This is a genomic window from Streptomyces sp. NPDC004658, assembly GCF_040609555.1.
Lineage (GTDB): Bacteria > Actinomycetota > Actinomycetes > Streptomycetales > Streptomycetaceae > Streptomyces.
In genome coordinates this window covers 20,896-38,236 of sequence record NZ_JBEXKG010000035.1, presented here as the reverse complement: position 1 = coordinate 38,236, position 17,341 = coordinate 20,896, and the positions used below count along the sequence as shown (strand labels likewise).

17 protein-coding genes are annotated in these 17,341 nt (G+C 69.0%); 6 read left to right on the top strand and 11 right to left on the bottom strand.

The genetic code is table 11. The features are described from left to right. Positions 1 to 449: 449 nt before the first annotated feature. Positions 450 to 1,139, bottom strand: a complete 690-nt coding sequence (locus ABZV94_RS15225) for a hypothetical protein (protein WP_356340710.1) — start codon at positions 1,137 to 1,139, stop codon at positions 450 to 452. 244 nt (positions 1,140 to 1,383) lie between these two features. On the opposite strand from ABZV94_RS15225, the gene ABZV94_RS15220 reads away from it, so the two are divergent. Next, a complete protein-coding gene (locus ABZV94_RS15220; RefSeq protein ID WP_181412052.1) occupies positions 1,384 to 1,644 on the top strand; it encodes a hypothetical protein in 261 nt (86 codons plus the stop codon). Between the two features lie 9 nt (positions 1,645 to 1,653). Here ABZV94_RS15220 and ABZV94_RS15215 read toward each other — a convergent pair whose 3' ends face one another. The 9 genes from ABZV94_RS15215 to ABZV94_RS15175 all read right to left on the bottom strand — a co-directional run bounded on the left by ABZV94_RS15215 (position 1,654) and on the right by ABZV94_RS15175 (position 11,233). Beyond that, positions 1,654 to 2,511, bottom strand: a complete 858-nt coding sequence (locus ABZV94_RS15215) for a hypothetical protein (protein WP_356340709.1) — start codon at positions 2,509 to 2,511, stop codon at positions 1,654 to 1,656. Between the two features lie 67 nt (positions 2,512 to 2,578). Further along, positions 2,579 to 3,805 (bottom strand): hypothetical protein, encoded by a 1,227-nt coding sequence (locus ABZV94_RS15210; protein ID WP_356340708.1) that lies wholly within the window; start codon positions 3,803 to 3,805, stop codon positions 2,579 to 2,581. 1,076 nt (positions 3,806 to 4,881) lie between these two features. Continuing rightward, on the bottom strand, positions 4,882 to 5,370 hold the full coding sequence (locus ABZV94_RS15205) for a hypothetical protein (protein ID WP_024127692.1): 489 nt from the start codon (positions 5,368 to 5,370) through the stop codon (positions 4,882 to 4,884). Continuing rightward, positions 5,367 to 6,395, bottom strand: coding sequence for a hypothetical protein (locus ABZV94_RS15200; protein ID WP_356340707.1), 1,029 nt, complete (start codon positions 6,393 to 6,395; stop codon positions 5,367 to 5,369). The genes ABZV94_RS15205 and ABZV94_RS15200 overlap by 4 nt, the downstream gene beginning before the upstream one ends. Positions 6,396 to 6,621: 226 nt before the next feature. After that, positions 6,622 to 6,981 carry an SH3 domain-containing protein gene (locus tag ABZV94_RS15195; protein WP_024127694.1) on the bottom strand — a complete coding sequence of 120 codons (360 nt, stop codon included), beginning with the start codon at positions 6,979 to 6,981 and terminating at the stop codon, positions 6,622 to 6,624. A 327-nt stretch (positions 6,982 to 7,308) separates the two neighbouring features. Continuing rightward, positions 7,309 to 8,076, bottom strand: a complete 768-nt coding sequence (locus ABZV94_RS15190) for a hypothetical protein (RefSeq protein WP_181412054.1) — start codon at positions 8,074 to 8,076, stop codon at positions 7,309 to 7,311. Positions 8,077 to 8,672: 596 nt separating this feature from the next. Beyond that, positions 8,673 to 9,203: a hypothetical protein gene (locus tag ABZV94_RS15185; protein WP_356340706.1), complete on the bottom strand. Its 531-nt coding sequence runs from the start codon at positions 9,201 to 9,203 to the stop codon at positions 8,673 to 8,675. Between the two features lie 343 nt (positions 9,204 to 9,546). Further along, the gene (locus tag ABZV94_RS15180) at positions 9,547 to 10,098 is read right to left on the bottom strand and encodes a hypothetical protein (RefSeq protein WP_024127696.1); all 552 of its coding nucleotides are present in this window, start codon (positions 10,096 to 10,098) and stop codon (positions 9,547 to 9,549) included. A gap of 139 nt (positions 10,099 to 10,237) precedes the next feature. Continuing rightward, a complete protein-coding gene (locus ABZV94_RS15175; protein WP_024127697.1) occupies positions 10,238 to 11,233 on the bottom strand; it encodes a DUF932 domain-containing protein in 996 nt (331 codons plus the stop codon). A 1,044-nt stretch (positions 11,234 to 12,277) separates the two neighbouring features. Here ABZV94_RS15175 and ABZV94_RS15170 point away from each other — a divergent pair. From ABZV94_RS15170 to ABZV94_RS15150, 5 genes are all read left to right on the top strand, one after another. Beyond that, the gene (locus ABZV94_RS15170; protein WP_356340705.1) at positions 12,278 to 13,438 is read left to right on the top strand and encodes an MFS transporter; all 1,161 of its coding nucleotides are present in this window, start codon (positions 12,278 to 12,280) and stop codon (positions 13,436 to 13,438) included. Next, a complete protein-coding gene (locus tag ABZV94_RS15165; protein ID WP_356340704.1) occupies positions 13,435 to 14,097 on the top strand; it encodes an HAD-IA family hydrolase in 663 nt (220 codons plus the stop codon). The genes ABZV94_RS15170 and ABZV94_RS15165 overlap by 4 nt, the downstream gene beginning before the upstream one ends. A gap of 111 nt (positions 14,098 to 14,208) precedes the next feature. Continuing rightward, positions 14,209 to 14,502, top strand: coding sequence for a hypothetical protein (locus ABZV94_RS15160; RefSeq protein WP_356340703.1), 294 nt, complete (start codon positions 14,209 to 14,211; stop codon positions 14,500 to 14,502). 66 nt (positions 14,503 to 14,568) lie between these two features. Continuing rightward, on the top strand, positions 14,569 to 14,946 hold the full coding sequence (locus ABZV94_RS15155; RefSeq protein ID WP_356340702.1) for a hypothetical protein: 378 nt from the start codon (positions 14,569 to 14,571) through the stop codon (positions 14,944 to 14,946). 115 nt (positions 14,947 to 15,061) lie between these two features. Continuing rightward, positions 15,062 to 16,252: a HEPN/Toprim-associated domain-containing protein gene (locus ABZV94_RS15150; protein ID WP_356340701.1), complete on the top strand. Its 1,191-nt coding sequence runs from the start codon at positions 15,062 to 15,064 to the stop codon at positions 16,250 to 16,252. A 28-nt stretch (positions 16,253 to 16,280) separates the two neighbouring features. Here the strand turns inward: ABZV94_RS15150 and ABZV94_RS15145 are convergent, their stop codons facing one another. After that, complete coding sequence (locus ABZV94_RS15145) at positions 16,281 to 17,336, bottom strand: Ku protein (RefSeq protein ID WP_356340700.1); 1,056 nt, start codon at positions 17,334 to 17,336, stop codon at positions 16,281 to 16,283. Positions 17,337 to 17,341: the final 5 nt, after the last annotated feature.

Here is a 17,341-nt window from a genome sequence, read left to right as displayed (position 1 = left end):
TGGGCGGTGGAGCTGGTCGAAGCCGTGCTTCTTCGCCTACGCCTTGAACCGAGGGGCCGAGTTCGCGTGAGGGGCAGCAGACCGATGCCGCAGGGAGTCACCCTAGCGGGAGAGAGGGCAGGTGGCGGAGGAGCGCCACGCCGACCCGGGCGTGACGATGCCGCGGACACCACCAACGCCCGGAGCGGCACACTTCGGCGAGTCCCCAGCGTCACCGCTGGACGAGCGGGGGGATCCGGGTCCCGATGAGGGCACAGCCGAACCATGAGCGTGCCCCACACGGGTCGGCGCTTCCAGTGTCCCCACCGTCGAACCAGCCGAAGGGTTGACGCCCAGCGGGCCGTGGCCACGTGCAAGCGCCGACCGGGAAGCCTCCCGAGGCCGCCGTCCGGCGCCGGCCGAGGCCGGTTTGCCATGTAGACGGCGGCACTCTCGCAAAGCTGCCGGACTCAGGTCCCCGCACCCACCTTGGTCATGGTCGCGAGCGGCGAGCGCTGTCCCGGCTTCATGCTGCGCAGGCGCTCCCAGTCGATCCCCGGGTGTGCCCCCTCCAGAGCGTCGATGTCTGCCGTGCGGAACAGAGCCACCGGGACCGCACCGGCCCGCGAGGTGCCGAACCGCACCTCGACGGTGTCCGCGGCCTGGATCCAGCCAAGCTCCAGCATGTAGTTGAACTCGACACGCCTCACCTTCAGGCGGCTGGCTGCCTGGTCGGGACCGAGCGGCGTGTCCTCGGCGACCAGCACGGCCAGGTCCTCACGCTGGCACACGGCGTGCACCTGGTCGGGGTTGACGAGCGAGCCGCCCGGGCTCGCGCTGAGCTCCGTGAGCAGACCGCGCCGGATGAACTGCCGCACAACGAAGGCCGTGACCGACGCCTTCTCCTGCAGCTTGTTCGGTGTGCCCAGGGCCTCAGCGATACGGTCCGCGGCCGCCGCACCGGAGATCGGCGCGCGGGGCAGCGAGGCCTTGATCGCCTCGGCGTCCATGGCCTCCACCACTGCGCGCGACCACACGGAGGAACCCGTCGGAGGCGGGACGAGCCCGGTGGCCCGGGCCCAGCGGAACGCGGCCACGGGGACCCCCAGCCTCTTGGCGGCCTGGCTCTCGTCGTACTCGGTGCGTGCGGTGCGCGCCATGCGTGAACTCCCCAATTAGGAAGAAAAAGAACTTTAGCGACAAAACGTGTCAGGCCGGAGGGGTAGACGTCAACCCGCCTAGTTACTGCGCCACTTGAGGGGTTCCGGCTAACTCCCGAGGGCGTTTCGCGAAGACGGACCGGCTCGTTCCCGGACCGCCCATGAGTGACACCGCTGGCCCGCGGCGGCCCCGGCTGGTCGCCACTGGCCGGCGGTGTCAGTGGCGGGTGCGACGCTGTCCGCCATGGACGAGGTGATGCGCGGCCGGGTCTACGGAGCTGATCATGAGGACCCCGGCCCTCGAACCGGGCATGACTACCGCGAACTCGTAGGCGGACCGCTTGACGGCCTGCTGCTCGACGTCACAGGTTGGACGCCATCCCAGTTGGACGAGGGCGCGTCGCTGACAACCGAACTCGGCGCGTACGGGAGCGGCGGGCGCTCGGTGTACGCGCCGCGCGGGGGAGACCGGCGCTTTTGGGACTGGCAGGGCGACACTCGATGACGCGGGCGCTCACCTTGCGACGGGGCCGGTGATCTCGGTGTCCTCGCTGACGACCTGGCCGCGGACCACCTGCTGCGAAGCGGGTAGCTCGGGTACGGCGGGCGCAACCTCGCGCGGCATGATCGTCCCCTCGAGCGCTGCGGTCGGGTTGATCATCGAGAGGATCTTCAGGGCGAGCTCGGCGGGTACATCCTTCAGCTCCAGATCCATGGTGGTCGCATCGCTGCTGAGTGTGGCGTGCCCAGATACAAGCGCTGGCTTGACATCCGGTTCTTGATGGTGGTCGCTGCGGCGCGGGGACCGGCCGGACGCGAGCGGTGTTCGGCGGTACTGGCCGGACCTTCCGCCGGCCCAGTAGGACCTGCGGCGGTCGCGTGACTCGTGGGCCGGCGTCCCACCAGCGGACGTGACACCGGGCAGGGCCTGCTCCAACAGGCCATTCATCAGGATGCGGGCCCGCCGCTTGAGATCCTCCTCCCGTGCCTCCTCCAGGGCGTGGTCGATGGTGGCGAGGTAGTCCGGCAGGAGGCGCCTGATGATGTCTCGGGCCATGTCCGTGCGGTCGCGGTCCATCCACACTCGAATCTCCTCAGCCCGTCGGCCGGAGTAGCCGAGCGGGTAGGTGGCGCCGACGGTCAGCATGCGGCCGTTGCGGCCCTTCCGGTGCCCGCCCTGGTGACGCAGCCAGATGCCCAGGCCGGACGGGTGGACGAGGTCCACTGTCACGTAGTGGGCGTAGCCGGATCGATGAGACCAGCCGCCGCCGACGACACGGTCGTGGTTGAACGTAGAGGCGAGCGCGGCGCCCAGTTCGTTGCCGAAGTCGTGCAGCTTCTGCAGTTCGGCCGAGATGTTCTCCAGTTCCAAGGGCATCTCCAGACAGGTGGTGAGGGCGTCCCGACGCGGTGGCCGAGCCGCCCTGGAACGGGCGGTTCTACAGCAGTGCGCGGTACTGCATCTCACGGTGGCGGTGGCGTGCGGCTTGCCGCTCAACCTCGCGCTGCCGGGTGCGCATGTTCCGCAGCTCAAGGCGGGTGGCGCCCAGCTGGCCGGGTGCGTACTCCTTCGCCGCTGCCAGGCGCAGTGCCTCGGCGTCGGGGCGGGCGAGGTAGCGCAGGGCCAGCGCCCGCAGCACTGCCGAGGCCCGACGCTGGGTGGCGGGCGGCGCCGAACCGCCCACGGACATCTGAGCGGGAAGCTCTGCGGGTGTCGTGGCGGTGATGTCCGCGCAGTTGTCGTGGTCCCATCCTCCGCTCAGCGTCACGCCGTTCACGCTCGGGAGCTGTTCGTGCTCGTAGGTGAACCGCGAGCGGGCGTGGCCGTAGGCGACGTGGATGCCTTCGGGCATCGGCTGAGGTCGCATGCGGTTGCGCTCGACTGTGAAGCGCCCGTGCACCCGAGAGGTGCCGGACACCTCATAGACGACGCTGCCGGCTACCTCAGCGTTGACCGAGATCTCCCGGACCGTGATCAGACCCAGTGACCTGCCCTCGGCGTCACTGATCGGCAACCTCACCGGGGCCGGGTCCGCGGCCCGGATGGGCAGCGGCCGGCGGCGGATGATCCCGTTGAGGACGTTCACCCGCCGCTGGGCCTGCTTACGGCGGATCGCGAGGGCGGCGGCTTCCTCTTCCAGGGCCGCGGCCTTGCCGGCTTCGTGCCCGGCCAGCTCGGCGGCTTTGCAGCGTGCGGCGCTGGTGATGAGCTCACGGCGGTGGGGGAGCCGGGCCCAGTGCTGTGCGATGGCCCGCAGGAGCGTCTCGCTGCGGCGGCGGACACCGTCGGTGACCGGCCGGTACACACCGTTGCGCAGCAGGTGGGCGTAGGGGCCGAGGAAGTAGCCCCCCGGTGGGCTGTCGGGGTTGATGTGGTTGGTCCAGCCGTGCAGGCGGGCGTTGAAGATGACCGGCTCGTCGGGCCGGTGCACCCGCTGGTACAGCAGGGCGCTCGGCGATCCCTCACCCGTGCCGTATTGCACAGTCACCGTGCTGGGCAGGACACTCCCATCAGCGAGGGCCTCCGGGATGAGCACGAACGAACCGCGCACATGGGGCCCGCGGACGGCGTACCGGACGCGCCCTTGATCGAGTGTTGTGATGTGCAGGGAGACCCGGCCGACGTCGGGCAGGTCGAGGGTGTCGTGAAAGTCGTGAGGGTACATGCGTTCCGTGGCGGGGGCTTGGGGTAGTGCCGTGCTTGGGGGCGGTGCGGCGTGTCCCGAGGAATCGCTCGCTCAGGGCGCGCAGACGGTGCCGTGGTCGAGTGCCGCCTCCGCCGTTCAACCAGTAGGTGGTGAACGCGGCGCTGAGGGCGACGTCGGCATCCGCGTGGGCGAAGACCATCGCGATCATCTGGCTGACGGTGCCGATCGCCCGGCAGGATGCAGCCAGGAGCCAACGCCAGGCGACGGGCCAACCGGGCCGCCATCAGCGCTACTTCAAGGCCAGGCCGCCGTGTGATCTCCGGTGTCGGGGGGTGTTCGGTAGGGAAGTGGCCGCGCGGGCCTGGTCAATCGGTGTCCTCCTCCAGGAGCTGCGAGGAGATGCTGACCCCAATGTCGCCGTGGGCGATCTCGTGCTGATTGACCACGGCGTCCGTCAGCAGCTCCCTCGAGGCGTCGTGCGCCTTCGAGCCGGTCCGCGGACCGGGCGTCGGCCTCGCTGAGTGCGCCGGTCTTAACGAGGTTGTCGGGTCCGTAGTCCAAGGTGACGACGAATTGGCTCTTCACATTCGGCATTCGAGTCGGGCGCGCCGCGGGCTCCGGCGCGCAGACGGGGTCGGCCCGCCCGGGCCATGGGAGGGGAGAGCTGGCGTGGGCGGGCCGACCGAGCGCGGCCAGCATTCTGGCCGGAGGTGCCGCGCCCCCCTCGGGGGGCGTAGGGGGCGCGGCCGCCTGCCGAAGGGCTTGACCAACCCTGCGACGCTTAAGAATATACTCGGATTCTGCCTGGGTGGCAAGTCTTAAGCGTCGCAGTGTGTGATTGGTGAGCGGGAGCGGGCAGCATCAAAGCGTCCGTGCCCGGGCGCCTGCAAGGCGCCCGGGCACGAAGCCGGACCGGCCGGCACTGGCCTTAGACAGAGCAGGCCGAGCGGCCAGTACCGCGACACCGAGGGACTGCACGCGCTGTTGCGGCACCCACCGAAGTCCGGGGACTGCGAGGACTCGCGACGAGGGCAGTGCCTCGCCGATAGAGCTGCGGCCATCGAAGCGCAGTACATCTGGCGGTGACGGGATCGTCAGGTCGCGACTGCCTTGACGATGTGCGAGAGCACCCACAAACCCCACAGCAGCGGGATCAGCGCAACCAAGGACGACTTGCGGCGCATGACGCGGCGACCGGGAGTCAGCCCCGCGCCGGCTGCCGGCCCCGGACTCGGCAGCCTGTTGATCCGTCGCAGCGCAAGACGGTTGACGACGAGGATGGTCGGCGTGAACAGCACCAGCGACAGGGGCGACCACCAGCCCTGCCACAGCGCCCTCGCGGTGAACTCCCGGAACACCGCCGTGCCGCAGCGCCGGCAGAACGGGCCGCTCGCGCTCGTGAAACGCATCAAGACCAAGAACGCCACGTGCCCGCGGAACGTCACCAGCTCGGCCGGCGCCGACCCACAGAGCCTGCAGAACAGCTGCGCTGCCCCCGGATCCGCTTCCTGCATGGCAGCACGGCCTGCTGCACCGTAATCCGTGAACTCGGCATCGGGCCCGGTTGATGGAGAGTCGGTCATTGCGCGTCCACCAGCCTGTACTCGCGCGCCACCAGTTCAGCCTTCCCCCGCTTGGGCAACTCGGCCATCACCATGCCCTGGTACTCGGTCACCACGACCGGCCGCTCTGCGCTGTTGTATACCGAGGCCTCCTTCGACGGCGTGATCTGGTAGTTGAAGTAGTACGCGGGCTTCAAGGCGAAGGTGCTCTTGTGCGCGGTGGGCGCGAGGGCAAGCACACCTCCGTCGGCCAGCTTCAACGCGAAGACCTCGTCGTGGCGCGGCTCGGTGCGGGTGTACTCCGTCGTGGCCATCCGCGCGTCCTTGCCCTTGTTGCGGTTGCGGTAGATGTCCAGAGCGTCCTTGGCCAGTGCTCCCTTCTGATCGATCGCCTTCCCCGCCTTGGAACCGCCGGTCTCGAACAGATCCTCGTATGCGTCGGACAAGCCGCTGGCGGCCAGGGTCCCGGACCGTACCGACGGCTTCACCGGCGTGATGAGGCCGTGGTTGCTGGTGTCGATCTTCGGCAGGGTTGCGCTGTCGTCCTGGTCCAGGGATGCGACAACCTTCCACGTGCCGTCCGTCTTGGCCATGACGACCAAGGCCCTGGTCTTCGAGTCGCTGAACCGGGCGCTCACGGCAAACCAGTTGGTGCCCTGCGGGGGGATCAGGTACGTGCGGTCGACGTAGAACCAGGACTTCTCGTACTGTCGCTGCTCCTTGGCGGACTTGGTGTCCCACTGCCGGAAGTCCGCCTTGCTCTGTTCGTACACCTGCCCGCCCTCCACGGTGCCGAGCAGCCTCGCGTCCTGGGCCTTGTTCGCCTTGTTGTTAACGGCTTCGTAGTGGTCGAGCAGACGGTCGGCCTCTTCGACCGTCACGGTTCCCTTCGGTGCCGCGCTGATCGTGGTGTGGGGGCGGGCCTTGTGCGTTGAACTCTCGCCGGTGGCGCAGCCGCTCAACGCGGCGGTCGTGGTCACACCGATGGCGGCCGCGAGGAACCAGCGCTGTCTGCGCGACCGAGTGGGGAGCTGCCGGGACGTCATGATGGCGCTTCTCCTGAAACGATGATGAGCGGGTGGGGGGGCGACGGACCAGTGCTGGCGAGGGCCCACGGGAACGCCGTGGTGGGGGAGGCTCTCGCGCACAGCCGGAGGGGACAGCCGCCAGCGTCCTGGACGGAATCCCTGAATGGGTCGGCCGCGCCCGGCCGGCAGGTGCCGGTGAACGGTGTACCGCCGACGCGGACTCACGGCCGGACGACGGCACGGCTCACTTCGGAATCGGCGGTGTGGGGGCACCGTTCGACTCGTAGGGGTTCGCGCACTGATAGATGACGTAACCCCTGACCTTGGCTCCGTCGGACTTGCGCTTCACAGTCCCTCGCGTGTACCAGCGCTTCTCGGTCCTCTTGTAGACCCACTGGTCGTAGGTCATCTTGTCGCCCAGGTAGGCGACACCGGCCACCGTCGCGTTCTGGGACGGACTCGTACGCACCCTCACAGCGGAGCAGCTGATCTTCGTGGTGCCGGTGTCGTAGGCCTGGGCGGCCGGTGCCATGGCCACGGCGGCCCCGAGCAGGGAGGCTCCGAGAGCACCGACCGCAACCATGCGCCCGATGGATATGGGCATGCTGTGCCTTCCGTTCTCGATCACGTTCGATCGCCGGCCCCAGGCCACGCCGCAGCAGGCAAGCCCATCCCGGATCTGGGGTGTGGCTGCCTTCACAAGGTGGTGGGGGCGATCACCATGAACGCTAGGGAGCCCAGCCTGTGGATAGATTTCTGCCGAGGCGCTCGACAACGGGCGACGGCAACTGAGACGGCGCAGAGTAGTTGGCAATTCAGCACGCTTGCGCGTGTGCGGTGTCGGTGGACCATGAGCAGTGGCTTGGCCCGGACAGAACGACGGCGCCCGGTGCTGGCGCCGCCGCCGGCTGATGACGGTTGCAGTTTCAGGTCAGGCCGCCGGACTGCCTACGGCGCGCTTGCGGTCGTCGCGGTTGCCGCCGACGTAGTACCGCTCCTTCAGATGGGCGGCGGGCGGCGCATTGAGGTAGTCGGCCTGGTAGCAGCCCGCCGGGTGGGGGCACTCGTTGATGTGACTGCTGCATTCGTTGCACAGCAGACCTGTGATGAGCTCGGTGTACCGGTCGTAGTGGAGGTCCTGGCCCAGGCTGTCTCCGCAGGCATGGCACATCGGCCCCGCCGCGGCGATGTACAAGTTGCGCTTACGGCCCTTCCAGTCGCTTCGCGAGACCACACTGCAGGGCGCCCAGTCACCTTGGTCGAGGTTGATAGGGCACCGTTCAGCCCGCGGCACGAGATCCGGCCGCTGCTCCTGGCCGGTCAGCACCACGTCCCAGTCCGGCCGGTAGCCAGGCCGTTCCAGGCCCACGGAGCCGTTGGGGAACCGGGTCCTGAAGGAGTGGGGGATCACGGTCCCAGGCGTTGGAGCCGGGACATCGAGGTCGATGAACATGCGCGCCGCGTTGGAGCAGATCATGGCCGTGCCAAGGCGCAGATGCCAGCGTTCGTCGCTGCCCAGAATAGCGACGGCGGGCAAATGGCCGCGCCGCTTGTCCGAGCGCGCACAAGCGGCGCCGCGCAGCTGAAGAGTGCGACCCAGCTGGTCGGATATCTGCTGCTCGGTCAGGCGCGGGAAGCGAGCCTTCAGGTCCAGGCGTCGGTGTTCGGGCAGTGCATACAAGTGGTGTGCTGAGGTCATGCCGGCATGCTCGGCGCGGGCGCCTGTGGACAGAGAACGCCCGATCCACGGTCTGCCCGGCCGGATGGAGCGCGTGGCGGGCACGTCCATCGGCAGGTGCGGGCGTCCCGGGGCCCCCGACCAGCCGTCCCAAGCGCTCGTCCGCAGCACAGAAGCTCCCCCCGCTGGCCCCAGTCGGAAGCGGCAGGACCGAAGTTGAAGCCGATCCGGCGGCTCTGTTCGGGGAGCCACTCCTCGGTCAAGCGCTGGCCGGCCAGCCGGGGCTGGAAGGGGCCAGCGGGCTAGCAGCGGGAACCTCTGTTGCTGGATCAGTGCCGGCATCCGGCCGGTAGAGGCCCGGTGCTCGGCGGCGGCGTCGGCGAAGGAGTCCGGGCCGGCGGTCGGGGACCGTCAGCGGCGTACACCAGGACGGAGGTGTCGAAGCGTGGGTGTCCAGCCGAGTGACCCTTGTGCGTAGGGCAGCGTCGGGCAGGTGGTCGAGCTACCGCGCTGGCCGGGGCGGATGGGCGATCACCGACAGCTGTCGAGGTGTGTGCGTCCTGGTGCTGAACTTGTCCAGCACACTCCAGCCGGCCGCGAGGAAGGCATGCCGGATCTCAGCAAGGCGCTCGTTGCCGGCGGTACGCACGGCCTGAACCCTCCGGCCGCGCAGACACCCCTTCATTGTGCCGGCCGTCGATGAACCACTGGATCTCGACGCCGTTGCCCTCGGGGAAGACGAACGCCCCCTGCGCACCGTTCTCGCCGTACGCCCACATGTACGAGCCCCGGCCGCCCAGCACAGCGACCCGTACACCGGCCTTCCGGGCGGTGGCCAGCGCGGAGGACACGACCGGGAGGCTGGCGTGCTCGGCCAGGGACCCGGCCACCGCACCCCGCTCGTCGGCGGAGCCCTCAGGGTCCTGCCACAGCTGGCCGGCCCGAATCGCGAGCTGCGCCAAGGTGGGAACGTGCGCCACCGACACCGCGGCGTACATCAGGGTGCAGAAGGCCTCTGGGGCATCGACCAGCCAGCTGCCGGACACCTCGGGCCACAGCAACGCCGCGCGACGCATCAGGGCTGCGCGGCTAACCTCGTTGCTCGAGTTCACGATGCTGTCCATGATTTGATGGAAGTTCTGGTCCAAGTCCTCTTCCTCAAGCGGTTATTGCAGTCTCGTCGAGTTCGACGCTCTATCGGAGAGCCGGGCGAACTGCGCCGGCCGCCACATCATCGGCAGGCTCTCGCGCGCGGGGCCACGCACGGCTCCACAGCTGCTACGTCGGCACTCGGCGGCAGGAACAGCGCAGCCGAGGAGCCTGCGACGGCAAGCCAGTTCCAGAGCCAACGCCCGCCTTGCTCGGTCAAGGCTGTGAATGCAAGGCGGCCCGGCCGCCCCAGCCACTCGTCACAGGCTTCCTTCTCCGCTGCCGCTCGCTGGTGCCCATACACCGGGCCCCAGCCAGCAAAGGCCTGGCGCCAGCGGGTTCCTAGGCGCTGGCCCCGACGACCCCACGCACCTTCGCCAGCTGCTGCTCGGCGGAGGTCGCACGCCTCTTCCAATGCTCCATCTCGGTGCGGTACCGCGTGGCCTGCTCCTTCCACCCGCTCGCCCTCCGCGCAGCTGCCTTCAACTCCGCGCGTGCGGCGTCACGCTGCTCGCGCATCTGCTCCGTCAGCTGCGCACGCTCCACGAGCTCACCGAGAGTCAAGGACGCCAGATTCCCGCCGGTGCGGCGGCTCGAGGTGCGGCGCATGCTCGGGGACGAGGCGGCGCCACGGTTGGGCCGCACGGACGCGATCGCCCTAGCGGCCTTCGCCGTCGGTTCCTTCTTCGGAGCGTGGGCCTTCAGGTGCGGCAGGATCGAGTTCTTGTTCTGCGAGGTGTAGTCGCACAGCGCGCACCCGTACCACTCGGATCCATCGGCGAGCAGCAAGTGGCGGATCTTGTCGAAGACGACGTATACGCCGGGGCGTGTCAGCGGGGACTGGGCGGGCTGGTCCTCGACGACCTCAATTCCGTTGATGCAGGTCGCGGTCATGGTGTGGGGATGGGTTCCTTCGCTGCTCGTGACGGGTGCCCTACCGGCGGGGTGCCCCGCCGCGGGCTGTGGGACGAAGAGAGTGGCGGGGCGGTAGGCGGGCCGGTCCGCGCGGGGACCGGCCCGCCCGCTGCGGTCGCTACGCGGCCAGCGCGAACATCTCGTACGCCTTCTGCATCTTCTTCTTGACGTCGCTGGACGTCAGGATCCGGTGCGCGCGCGCCTCCTCGCTCTTCGCGGGGGCGAAGTGCTCCAGGTACTCGTAGATCGCCTGGACGATCGCCCACCAGGTGCCCCGGATGTTGGCCTGGGTCTCGGCGGCCTCGAAGAGCATCACGATGGTGTTCTTCCGCAGCCGGTGGTTGTTCAGAGTCCGGGTGCTCGGGTTCGGCTCCAGCGGCCACAGCGCGTCGATGACCATCTCCAGCTGACCCAGCCCGGCCGTCGTGTTGAGCATCCGCTCGGCCTCGCGCTCGTACGCCTCTGCGTACTCCCACACCATGTTCAGTGCCTTGCGCGCCTCGGCGATCTTGGCCTTGGCCCCCGCCGTGTGGCGGACGGTGTAGTGGGAGACCGCGTTCGCCATGGCCATGCGCTGGGTGTTACCGCACACCACACGCGTCGGTGAAACGTTGAAGCGGAATCCGCTGCTGCCGTCGTGGCTGTTGAACCCCGCGAGGTACAGGTCGACGTCGTCCACACCGGCGATCCGGATCGTCTTCGGCATCTTCATCGTCACGAAGACCCGCTTGCCGCCGTGGAGGCTGCCTGCCGTCTCGAAGTGTGCGCCGGACTCGTCGACGAGGAGGTTGAGCAGCTCGCAGTGCTCCTCGTTCTGGACGACCTCGTACTTGGCGCCCACGGTGCCCAGGCGCTCGGCGACGCCGGTCTTGGGGTGGGTGCGGACGGTGAAATACTCGTCCGGGGACTCCAGCCGCGTCACCCCGTCCTTCGTCATCTCGTACGTGTGCAGACCGCCGACCTTCCGCACGTTCCAGCCCGACAGATAGGCGAGATCCAGCGCCTCCTCAGCGGTCATCGCGTTGCGAGTGACGGTGCCGAGCCGGTGCCAGGCGTCCAGGCGGGCGGACACGAAGCTCGCGGTGCCGTCGGCGTGGGTCTCAAGAGCGTGCAACAGAACTCCTCAATCCAGGGACTGGCGGGCGACGCCCCGCCTGTTGACGCTTAAGACTATACATCCACCCCGGCGGGAGTGCAACCCTTAAGCGTCAAGCGATGGGGTTGACTCACGGTTCTGCCGGAAGCCGGCCGCCCATCCTCATGGTGCGAACAATGACGCTTAAGAGTTTCCTCAGCGCTGATGTCGTGTATATTGTTAAGCGTCAAACAGCTGTAGGTGTGGCGGCCTCGCCGGCCCGGTATGTGAAGGAGTGGAGTCTTGCCCAGCCAGCTCGTTGGGATGAAGAGCGGCAGCCGAGCACGTGTGGCTGCGGTGCAGGAGCGCCGTCGCTCGGGCGCGAGCGGCGCCCACGCCAGCGGTCCGAAGCGTCGGCGCGACCGGTCCGGCGCCCGCCGCGCTGCGATCCGTGACTCGTTGGCTGGTGGGTGACCGGCTGCTTGCTCGGCTGAGGGCTTGCGGAGAAGCACTCGCTGCCCCGGGGTCGGGGCCGCGAGTTTCCCTCATCCAAGGGCACTTTGCCTGTCAGCCGGTCGCGTTGCGGCCCGACGGAGCGTGCAGTGGCGTACCTGGCAGGGACGATCCTCCGCCGACTGCCGAAGCCCCGGCCCTGTTGGCGGACTGGCATGGCAGCGAAAGCCCGTATGGACGCCGTCGCCTCGACCGCCAGGGCCATCCCTGTTCCAGCTGACCAATGCGACCGGTAGCCACTTCCTTGGCTGGGGCATCGACCGGCACGACAGCTCAGAGAGCCCCGGCCGTGCGCGGCCGCCGATTCGACACCACCGCAGATCTATCCACAGGCGCTGTCGCTCAAGATCGGCCCTACCCACCGCCGGACGCCCCGTGACCTACGTCGCCTGACGTCCAGCGGTCCCTTCTGCAGCCTCTCCAGCAGAGCGAGGACGCCTTGACCCGCGCAACTTTCCGATGCCCCGCAGACCTGTCGAAGGACGGATCATCACCACCCTGTCGTGCGGCCCGCCCGCATCGTCACCACCGCCGCACCCTGCGTGCAGCCGGGCATGAGACGGGGTCGAGATGACCGCCACCTTGCCCACGACGACAGCGCCCCCGGTCGCGGACCGCCGACTGCTCACCAGCACCTTCGCGGTCTTGGGCGTCGTCATGGCCGTCTGGGGAGCGCGCATGCCCGCAGTCCAGGCCGCAGCCCATCTCGGCCCTGGACGGCTCGCGGTGGTACTCCTTGCTGCCGCGGCCGGAATGGTCGCCGGCCTCCAGGCGGGCGGACGCCTCGCTCACCGGCACGGACCCTCCCGCCTCCTCGTCGTGCCCACGGTCACGTTCGCTGTCGCCCTCGCCGCGCTGGGTCAATGCCGCAACCTGCCCTCGCTGGTCGCCGCTGCCGTCGTGTTCGGCGCGGCCCACGGCCTGCTTGACGTCGCGGCCAATAGCTCGGCTGTCAACGTCCAACAGGCGTACGGGCGTCCGATAATGGCCAGCTTCCACGCCTCGTACAGCCTGGGGGCGCTTGGCGGCGCCGTTCTTGCCGCGGCCACCGCGTGGCTGCCCCACCAGGTGCTCTTCACCGCAGTGGGCGCCGCCACCGCCTTGGCCGCCCTCGCGGCCCTGCCCGCGGTACGCTCCGCAACCCACCTTGACCACGTCCGCGACGACGCCCCACCCGGCGATCACCGATCCGTGCGGACCTCCCGCGGGCACACCTGGCTGCTCGGTGCCTTGGCAGCAGCCTGCCTCCTGGCCGAGGGCGCAGCCGCGGACTGGGCATCCGTACACCTGCGATCGCTGCACTCCTCCGAAGCGGTCGCAGCCGGCGCCTACGCCCTGTACAGCTCCGCCATGGCCTTCGGCCGCCTCTTCGGCGACCGGCTCACCGCCCGCTACAGCCCCACCACACTGGTCCGGGCCGGCGCAGTCCTGGCCGCGCTCGGCCTCGGAACGGGCCTGGCCATCGGTTCCACCCCGGCCGCGCTGGCCGGATGGATGGGCCTGGGACTGGGCCTGTCCACCACCGTGCCAGCCCTGATCACTGCCGCGGGACGAGGTGGCGCCCGAACCGTCGGCACCGTCACCACGATCGGCTACCTCGGCCTGCTGGCCGGCCCCGCCGCCATCGGCGCGCTCGCCTCACTCACCACCCTTCCCGCCGCCCTCGCACTGCCCGCCATCCTCGCGGCCGCCGTCGCGGCCGCAGCCCGCCGAGCACTGGAGCCTCGATGACCACGTCCCCCACCGCAGCCCATGACCTCGAGGCGCTGCTCCTCGACTACAACGGCGTTGCTGGCACCCAGCCGACGGACGAGGAATGGGAGAACCTCGCCACCCTGGCCGGATGGCCTGCCGGCCAGCACCGCGCATTCCAGCAAGCCTTCTGGAACCGGCGGGAGGCGTACGACGCCGGCGCCATGACCACGCACGCGTTCTGGCACGGACTGCTGCGCGGAGGCCGCTCCGCACCCCCCGGCAGCAAACTGTTGGCCGCACTGCGCCAGACCGACACGGCGATGTGGACTAACACCGATCCGAACGTGCTTGCCGTGCTGCACGCGGCACACGCCACCGGGCTGCCCATTATCCTCGTCTCGAACGCGCCCCATCCCGTCGCCGATGCCCTGGAAGACACCGCCTGGTGCCGCATGCTGGTCACCCGCACCGTCTTTTCCGCCCGCCTCGGGGCCAACAAGCCTCACCGCCGGATGTATGAGGCGGGGCTGGCCGCAGCCGGTTGGCCGCGGCCCGACAAGACGATCTTCATCGACGACCGGGCCGACAACTGCCGCGCCGCAAGCGGCCTGGGCATGCGCACCCTGCACTACACGGGGGACCCGTCAGCGCTCGCCCGGCACCTTCCCCAGGCGACACCCACCACCATCCCCTGAGCGCCCACCGCGCCCGAACGTGCCCCCGACGACCGGCCGGCAACAGTCCGGCCGGCGCCGGCCGAACCACAAACCGAGGGTCAGCGGTCAGCGCCGGATAGGGTCCGTCCGGTGAGTAAGAGCCTTGACCAGCTGCCGGCGGATCCGTCGAAGCTGTACCTCCACTACACGACCACGCACGAGCTGGTCGAGGACCCCTACAGCGAGACACTCCAGCGCTGGGACGTCAGCGTCCGGCATCCAGGCGCAGCCGACGCTGACCGCCGCATCCCGACACCCCAGGCACCACCGGATGATGTCGGCCAGGAGATCGAGATCGGACGGATGGAGTTCTACCGGGTCCGCCTCGACCAGGGCATGAACGCCAGCACGGCGATGGAGGAGGAGTCCGAGGAGCTCGAGTAGATCGCCCGAGCACTCCTCCACCCCGACGGCTATCTCACAGCGGAAGCGAGCGAGCGCCTGTCGTACGTGGGCACCGACCTTCTGGTGATGGACCGCGTCGTGCTCACCATGCCCTGGAGAGGATTCGGCCTCGGCGCCGTCCTCGCGGCCGAGGCGATCAACCGGCTGGCACCGGGCTGCCGCGCTGTCGCCTGCATCCCCGGGATCGCCGACCCGGACGGATCTTGGAGGCCGGATCAGGTCGAATGGGACCGGGTGACCGCCAAGATCACAGCTGGCTGGGAAAGAGTCGGATTCACCCACTTCCGGGACACCGTCTATCTCCCCGACCCGGCGACCGGCGCGCTTGAGGATCAGCGGTCGCGTCTTCGATCCGAGTACCTGCAGATGTGCCTCGGCTGGAAGAGCACCTCCGCGGCCGGCACCGGCGGGGACGACCAGTAAGGCTGCCGGAAGTGATCCGCCCGCGAACGGCGCGGCGCCAGATGGTGCGAGCGTCGAAGGCGCCCGACCGGATATCGGAGGCGCCGACGGCGCGGGTCCTGCAACGCTGGTGCCCATGGGTCACCACTCCTACGTCGCGTTCGGCGACCACTCCTTCCTGTACTGCGCCGACTCGTATCTCCCGGACATCGCAGCCTTATTCACAGAGGAAGACCGGTGCCCGGTAGTGCACCACACACACGACGACGGGCAGCCGTGGGCCGAGTTCGCCTACGCGACGACGGTGACCGCGCTTCGGGAGCGGCTCCAGGTCCAGGGATTTACGCAGGCACGAGCCCGCCAGGCCCTCGCCGCAGGCCTCGCCCGTATGAACGGCGAAGGCACCGCATCGGCTCTGGACGCCTCGACGTTCGAGGACGGCATCCGCCAGGTCCTGGCCGCAGAACCCGAGGCCTTCCCAGCCGAGAAGGACGACCTCAGCCACGCCTCGGGCGAGTCCTTGGAGGAGCTCTCCCGGTGGATGGACAGCCGTGACTTCGTTCGCCTGCTCCTGGACTGCGCACCCGATCCGCAGGGCACCGTGAGTCTGGACTTGACCCAGCTCACCGGGTGTTGCGTCGAGCTTGACCCCGCGAGGAAGATCGCCGAACATGCGCGTGCCGAGCAGCTCGCTGACCTCTCCCAGAACGCGCCGCTCCTCGTACTCACCGAGGGATCGACCGACGCCCGGCTCCTGTCGGCTGGCATGGGCGTCACCCACCCCCACCTGAAGGGCTACGTCACCTTCTTCGACTACGCCGGCGCGGGAGCGGAGGGCGGAGTGGCCCAACTCGCCCGCAACGTTGCGGCGTTCGTTGCGGCCGGCGTCGCCAACCGGTTCATCGCGCTAGCGGACAACGACACCGAGGGCCGCGCCGGCATGCAAAAGACGATGGAACGGGCTCTACCCGACCGCTGCCGGGTGCTGTTCTACCCGCCGCTGCCGCTCCTGGAGACCTACCCGACCCTCGGCCCGTACACGGACGAGCCGGTCCTCGCGGACATCAACGGCCGAGCCGGATCCTTGGAGCTGTACCTCGGCCGAGACGTTCTGCAGACGGAGGACGGGCTGATGCCCGTGCAGTGGAAGTCCTGGAACGGAAAACTGCACCGATACCACGGGACCCTGACGGACTCCGACAAGATCAAGGCCCAGGAGCGCTTCCTGCTCAAAGTGAAGGCCCACCACGCAGGGGCGCCGGCACCGGACGCCGACTGGAGCGGAATCCGCGCCATCATCGACCAGCTCGTGGGCGCCTTCACCTGAGCGGCGAGCCAGCGAGCCGCGGCACCTGTCACGCACTGCTCGTCCGGCGCCGCCTGGCCGTCGCAAGGGAATCAATCTGCTCTTCGCGGCTCATCCTCGACCGCCCCGGAACTCCCTGCTCCCCGGCCCGCCGGTACAGCTCCGCCTTGCCCAGCTGCCGCAGCTCTGCACGGCCGCTGCTTCGCGCCGACGGCGAGGTACGCCCTGTTCTCGGCGGCGCCTTCCTGGACGCCGCGGCCGCCCTGCGGGTCGACTTCCGCCCCGCGCTCGCTTTCTTCCGAGGCTTCCCGTCCCCGCGTGCGGCGCCACGGGCCTGGTCGAGACTTCCTTGGAGGACGGCCATGAGATCGACGACGTTGGTGGCCTGCGGCGGGCCCTCAGCCAGAGCGACCTCCTCGCCCTCCGCCTTGGCCCGCACCAGATCCCGAACATTCTCCTGGTAGGTGTCGTGATACCGGGATGGATCCCAGGGAGCGCTCAGAGCCTCGATCAGCTGGACCGCCGTGCCCAGTTCCTTCCCCTTGCCAGCCCGCCTCGATGGCATCTCCGGTAGCTCCCTGCCGGGATCCCGGACCTCGTCCGACCAGTGCAGTGTCTGGATCACCAGCACCGTGCTCTCCGCGCGCAGCGCGGTCAGGTACTGCTTGCCCCGCATGACGAAAGAGGCGATCCCCACCTTGTTCGTCTCGGCCAGCGCGGCCCGCAGCAACTCATAGATCTTGGTGTACTGCCTCCCGCGTGGAGCGACGTAATAGTTGCGATCGAAATAGACCGGCTCTATCTCCTCAAGTCCTATGAAATCGGAAATCTCGATGGTCTGCGAGCGGCCCGGAGCGATTCCGTCCAGCTCCTCGGGTTCGACGACGACGTACTCGCCCTCGGCCACCTCGAAGCCCTTCACGATGTCCTCGGCCTGCACTTCCCGGCCGGTGCGCTCATTGACCCGGCGGTTGTGAATCCGGTCCGCGGTTCCGCGCTGGATCTGGTGGAAGTGGACGGTATGGTCGTCCGTCGCGGTGTAGAGGCCGACAGGCAGGCTGACCAGCCCGAACGTGATCACCCCTGTCCATATCGGCCGACCCATGATCA

Excerpts from the sequence above, each read along its gene's own strand:
- ABZV94_RS15220 (WP_181412052.1), top strand. The coding sequence starts at position 1,384 with ATGGACGAGGTGATGCGCGGCCGGGTCTACGGAGCTGATCATGAGGAC.
- ABZV94_RS15210 (WP_356340708.1), bottom strand. The coding sequence starts at position 3,805 with ATGTACCCTCACGACTTTCACGACACCCTCGACCTGCCCGACGTCGGC.
- ABZV94_RS15200 (WP_356340707.1), bottom strand. The coding sequence starts at position 6,395 with ATGACGTCCCGGCAGCTCCCCACTCGGTCGCGCAGACAGCGCTGGTTC.
- ABZV94_RS15190 (WP_181412054.1), bottom strand. The coding sequence starts at position 8,076 with ATGACCTCAGCACACCACTTGTATGCACTGCCCGAACACCGACGCCTG.
- ABZV94_RS15165 (WP_356340704.1), top strand. The coding sequence starts at position 13,435 with ATGACCACGTCCCCCACCGCAGCCCATGACCTCGAGGCGCTGCTCCTC.
- ABZV94_RS15225 (WP_356340710.1), bottom strand. The coding sequence starts at position 1,139 with ATGGCGCGCACCGCACGCACCGAGTACGACGAGAGCCAGGCCGCCAAG.
- ABZV94_RS15180 (WP_024127696.1), bottom strand. The coding sequence starts at position 10,098 with ATGACCGCGACCTGCATCAACGGAATTGAGGTCGTCGAGGACCAGCCC.
- ABZV94_RS15145 (WP_356340700.1), bottom strand. The coding sequence starts at position 17,336 with ATGGGTCGGCCGATATGGACAGGGGTGATCACGTTCGGGCTGGTCAGC.
- ABZV94_RS15170 (WP_356340705.1), top strand. The coding sequence starts at position 12,278 with ATGACCGCCACCTTGCCCACGACGACAGCGCCCCCGGTCGCGGACCGC.
- ABZV94_RS15205 (WP_024127692.1), bottom strand. The coding sequence starts at position 5,370 with ATGACCGACTCTCCATCAACCGGGCCCGATGCCGAGTTCACGGATTAC.
- ABZV94_RS15195 (WP_024127694.1), bottom strand. The coding sequence starts at position 6,981 with ATGCCCATATCCATCGGGCGCATGGTTGCGGTCGGTGCTCTCGGAGCC.
- ABZV94_RS15150 (WP_356340701.1), top strand. The coding sequence starts at position 15,062 with ATGGGTCACCACTCCTACGTCGCGTTCGGCGACCACTCCTTCCTGTAC.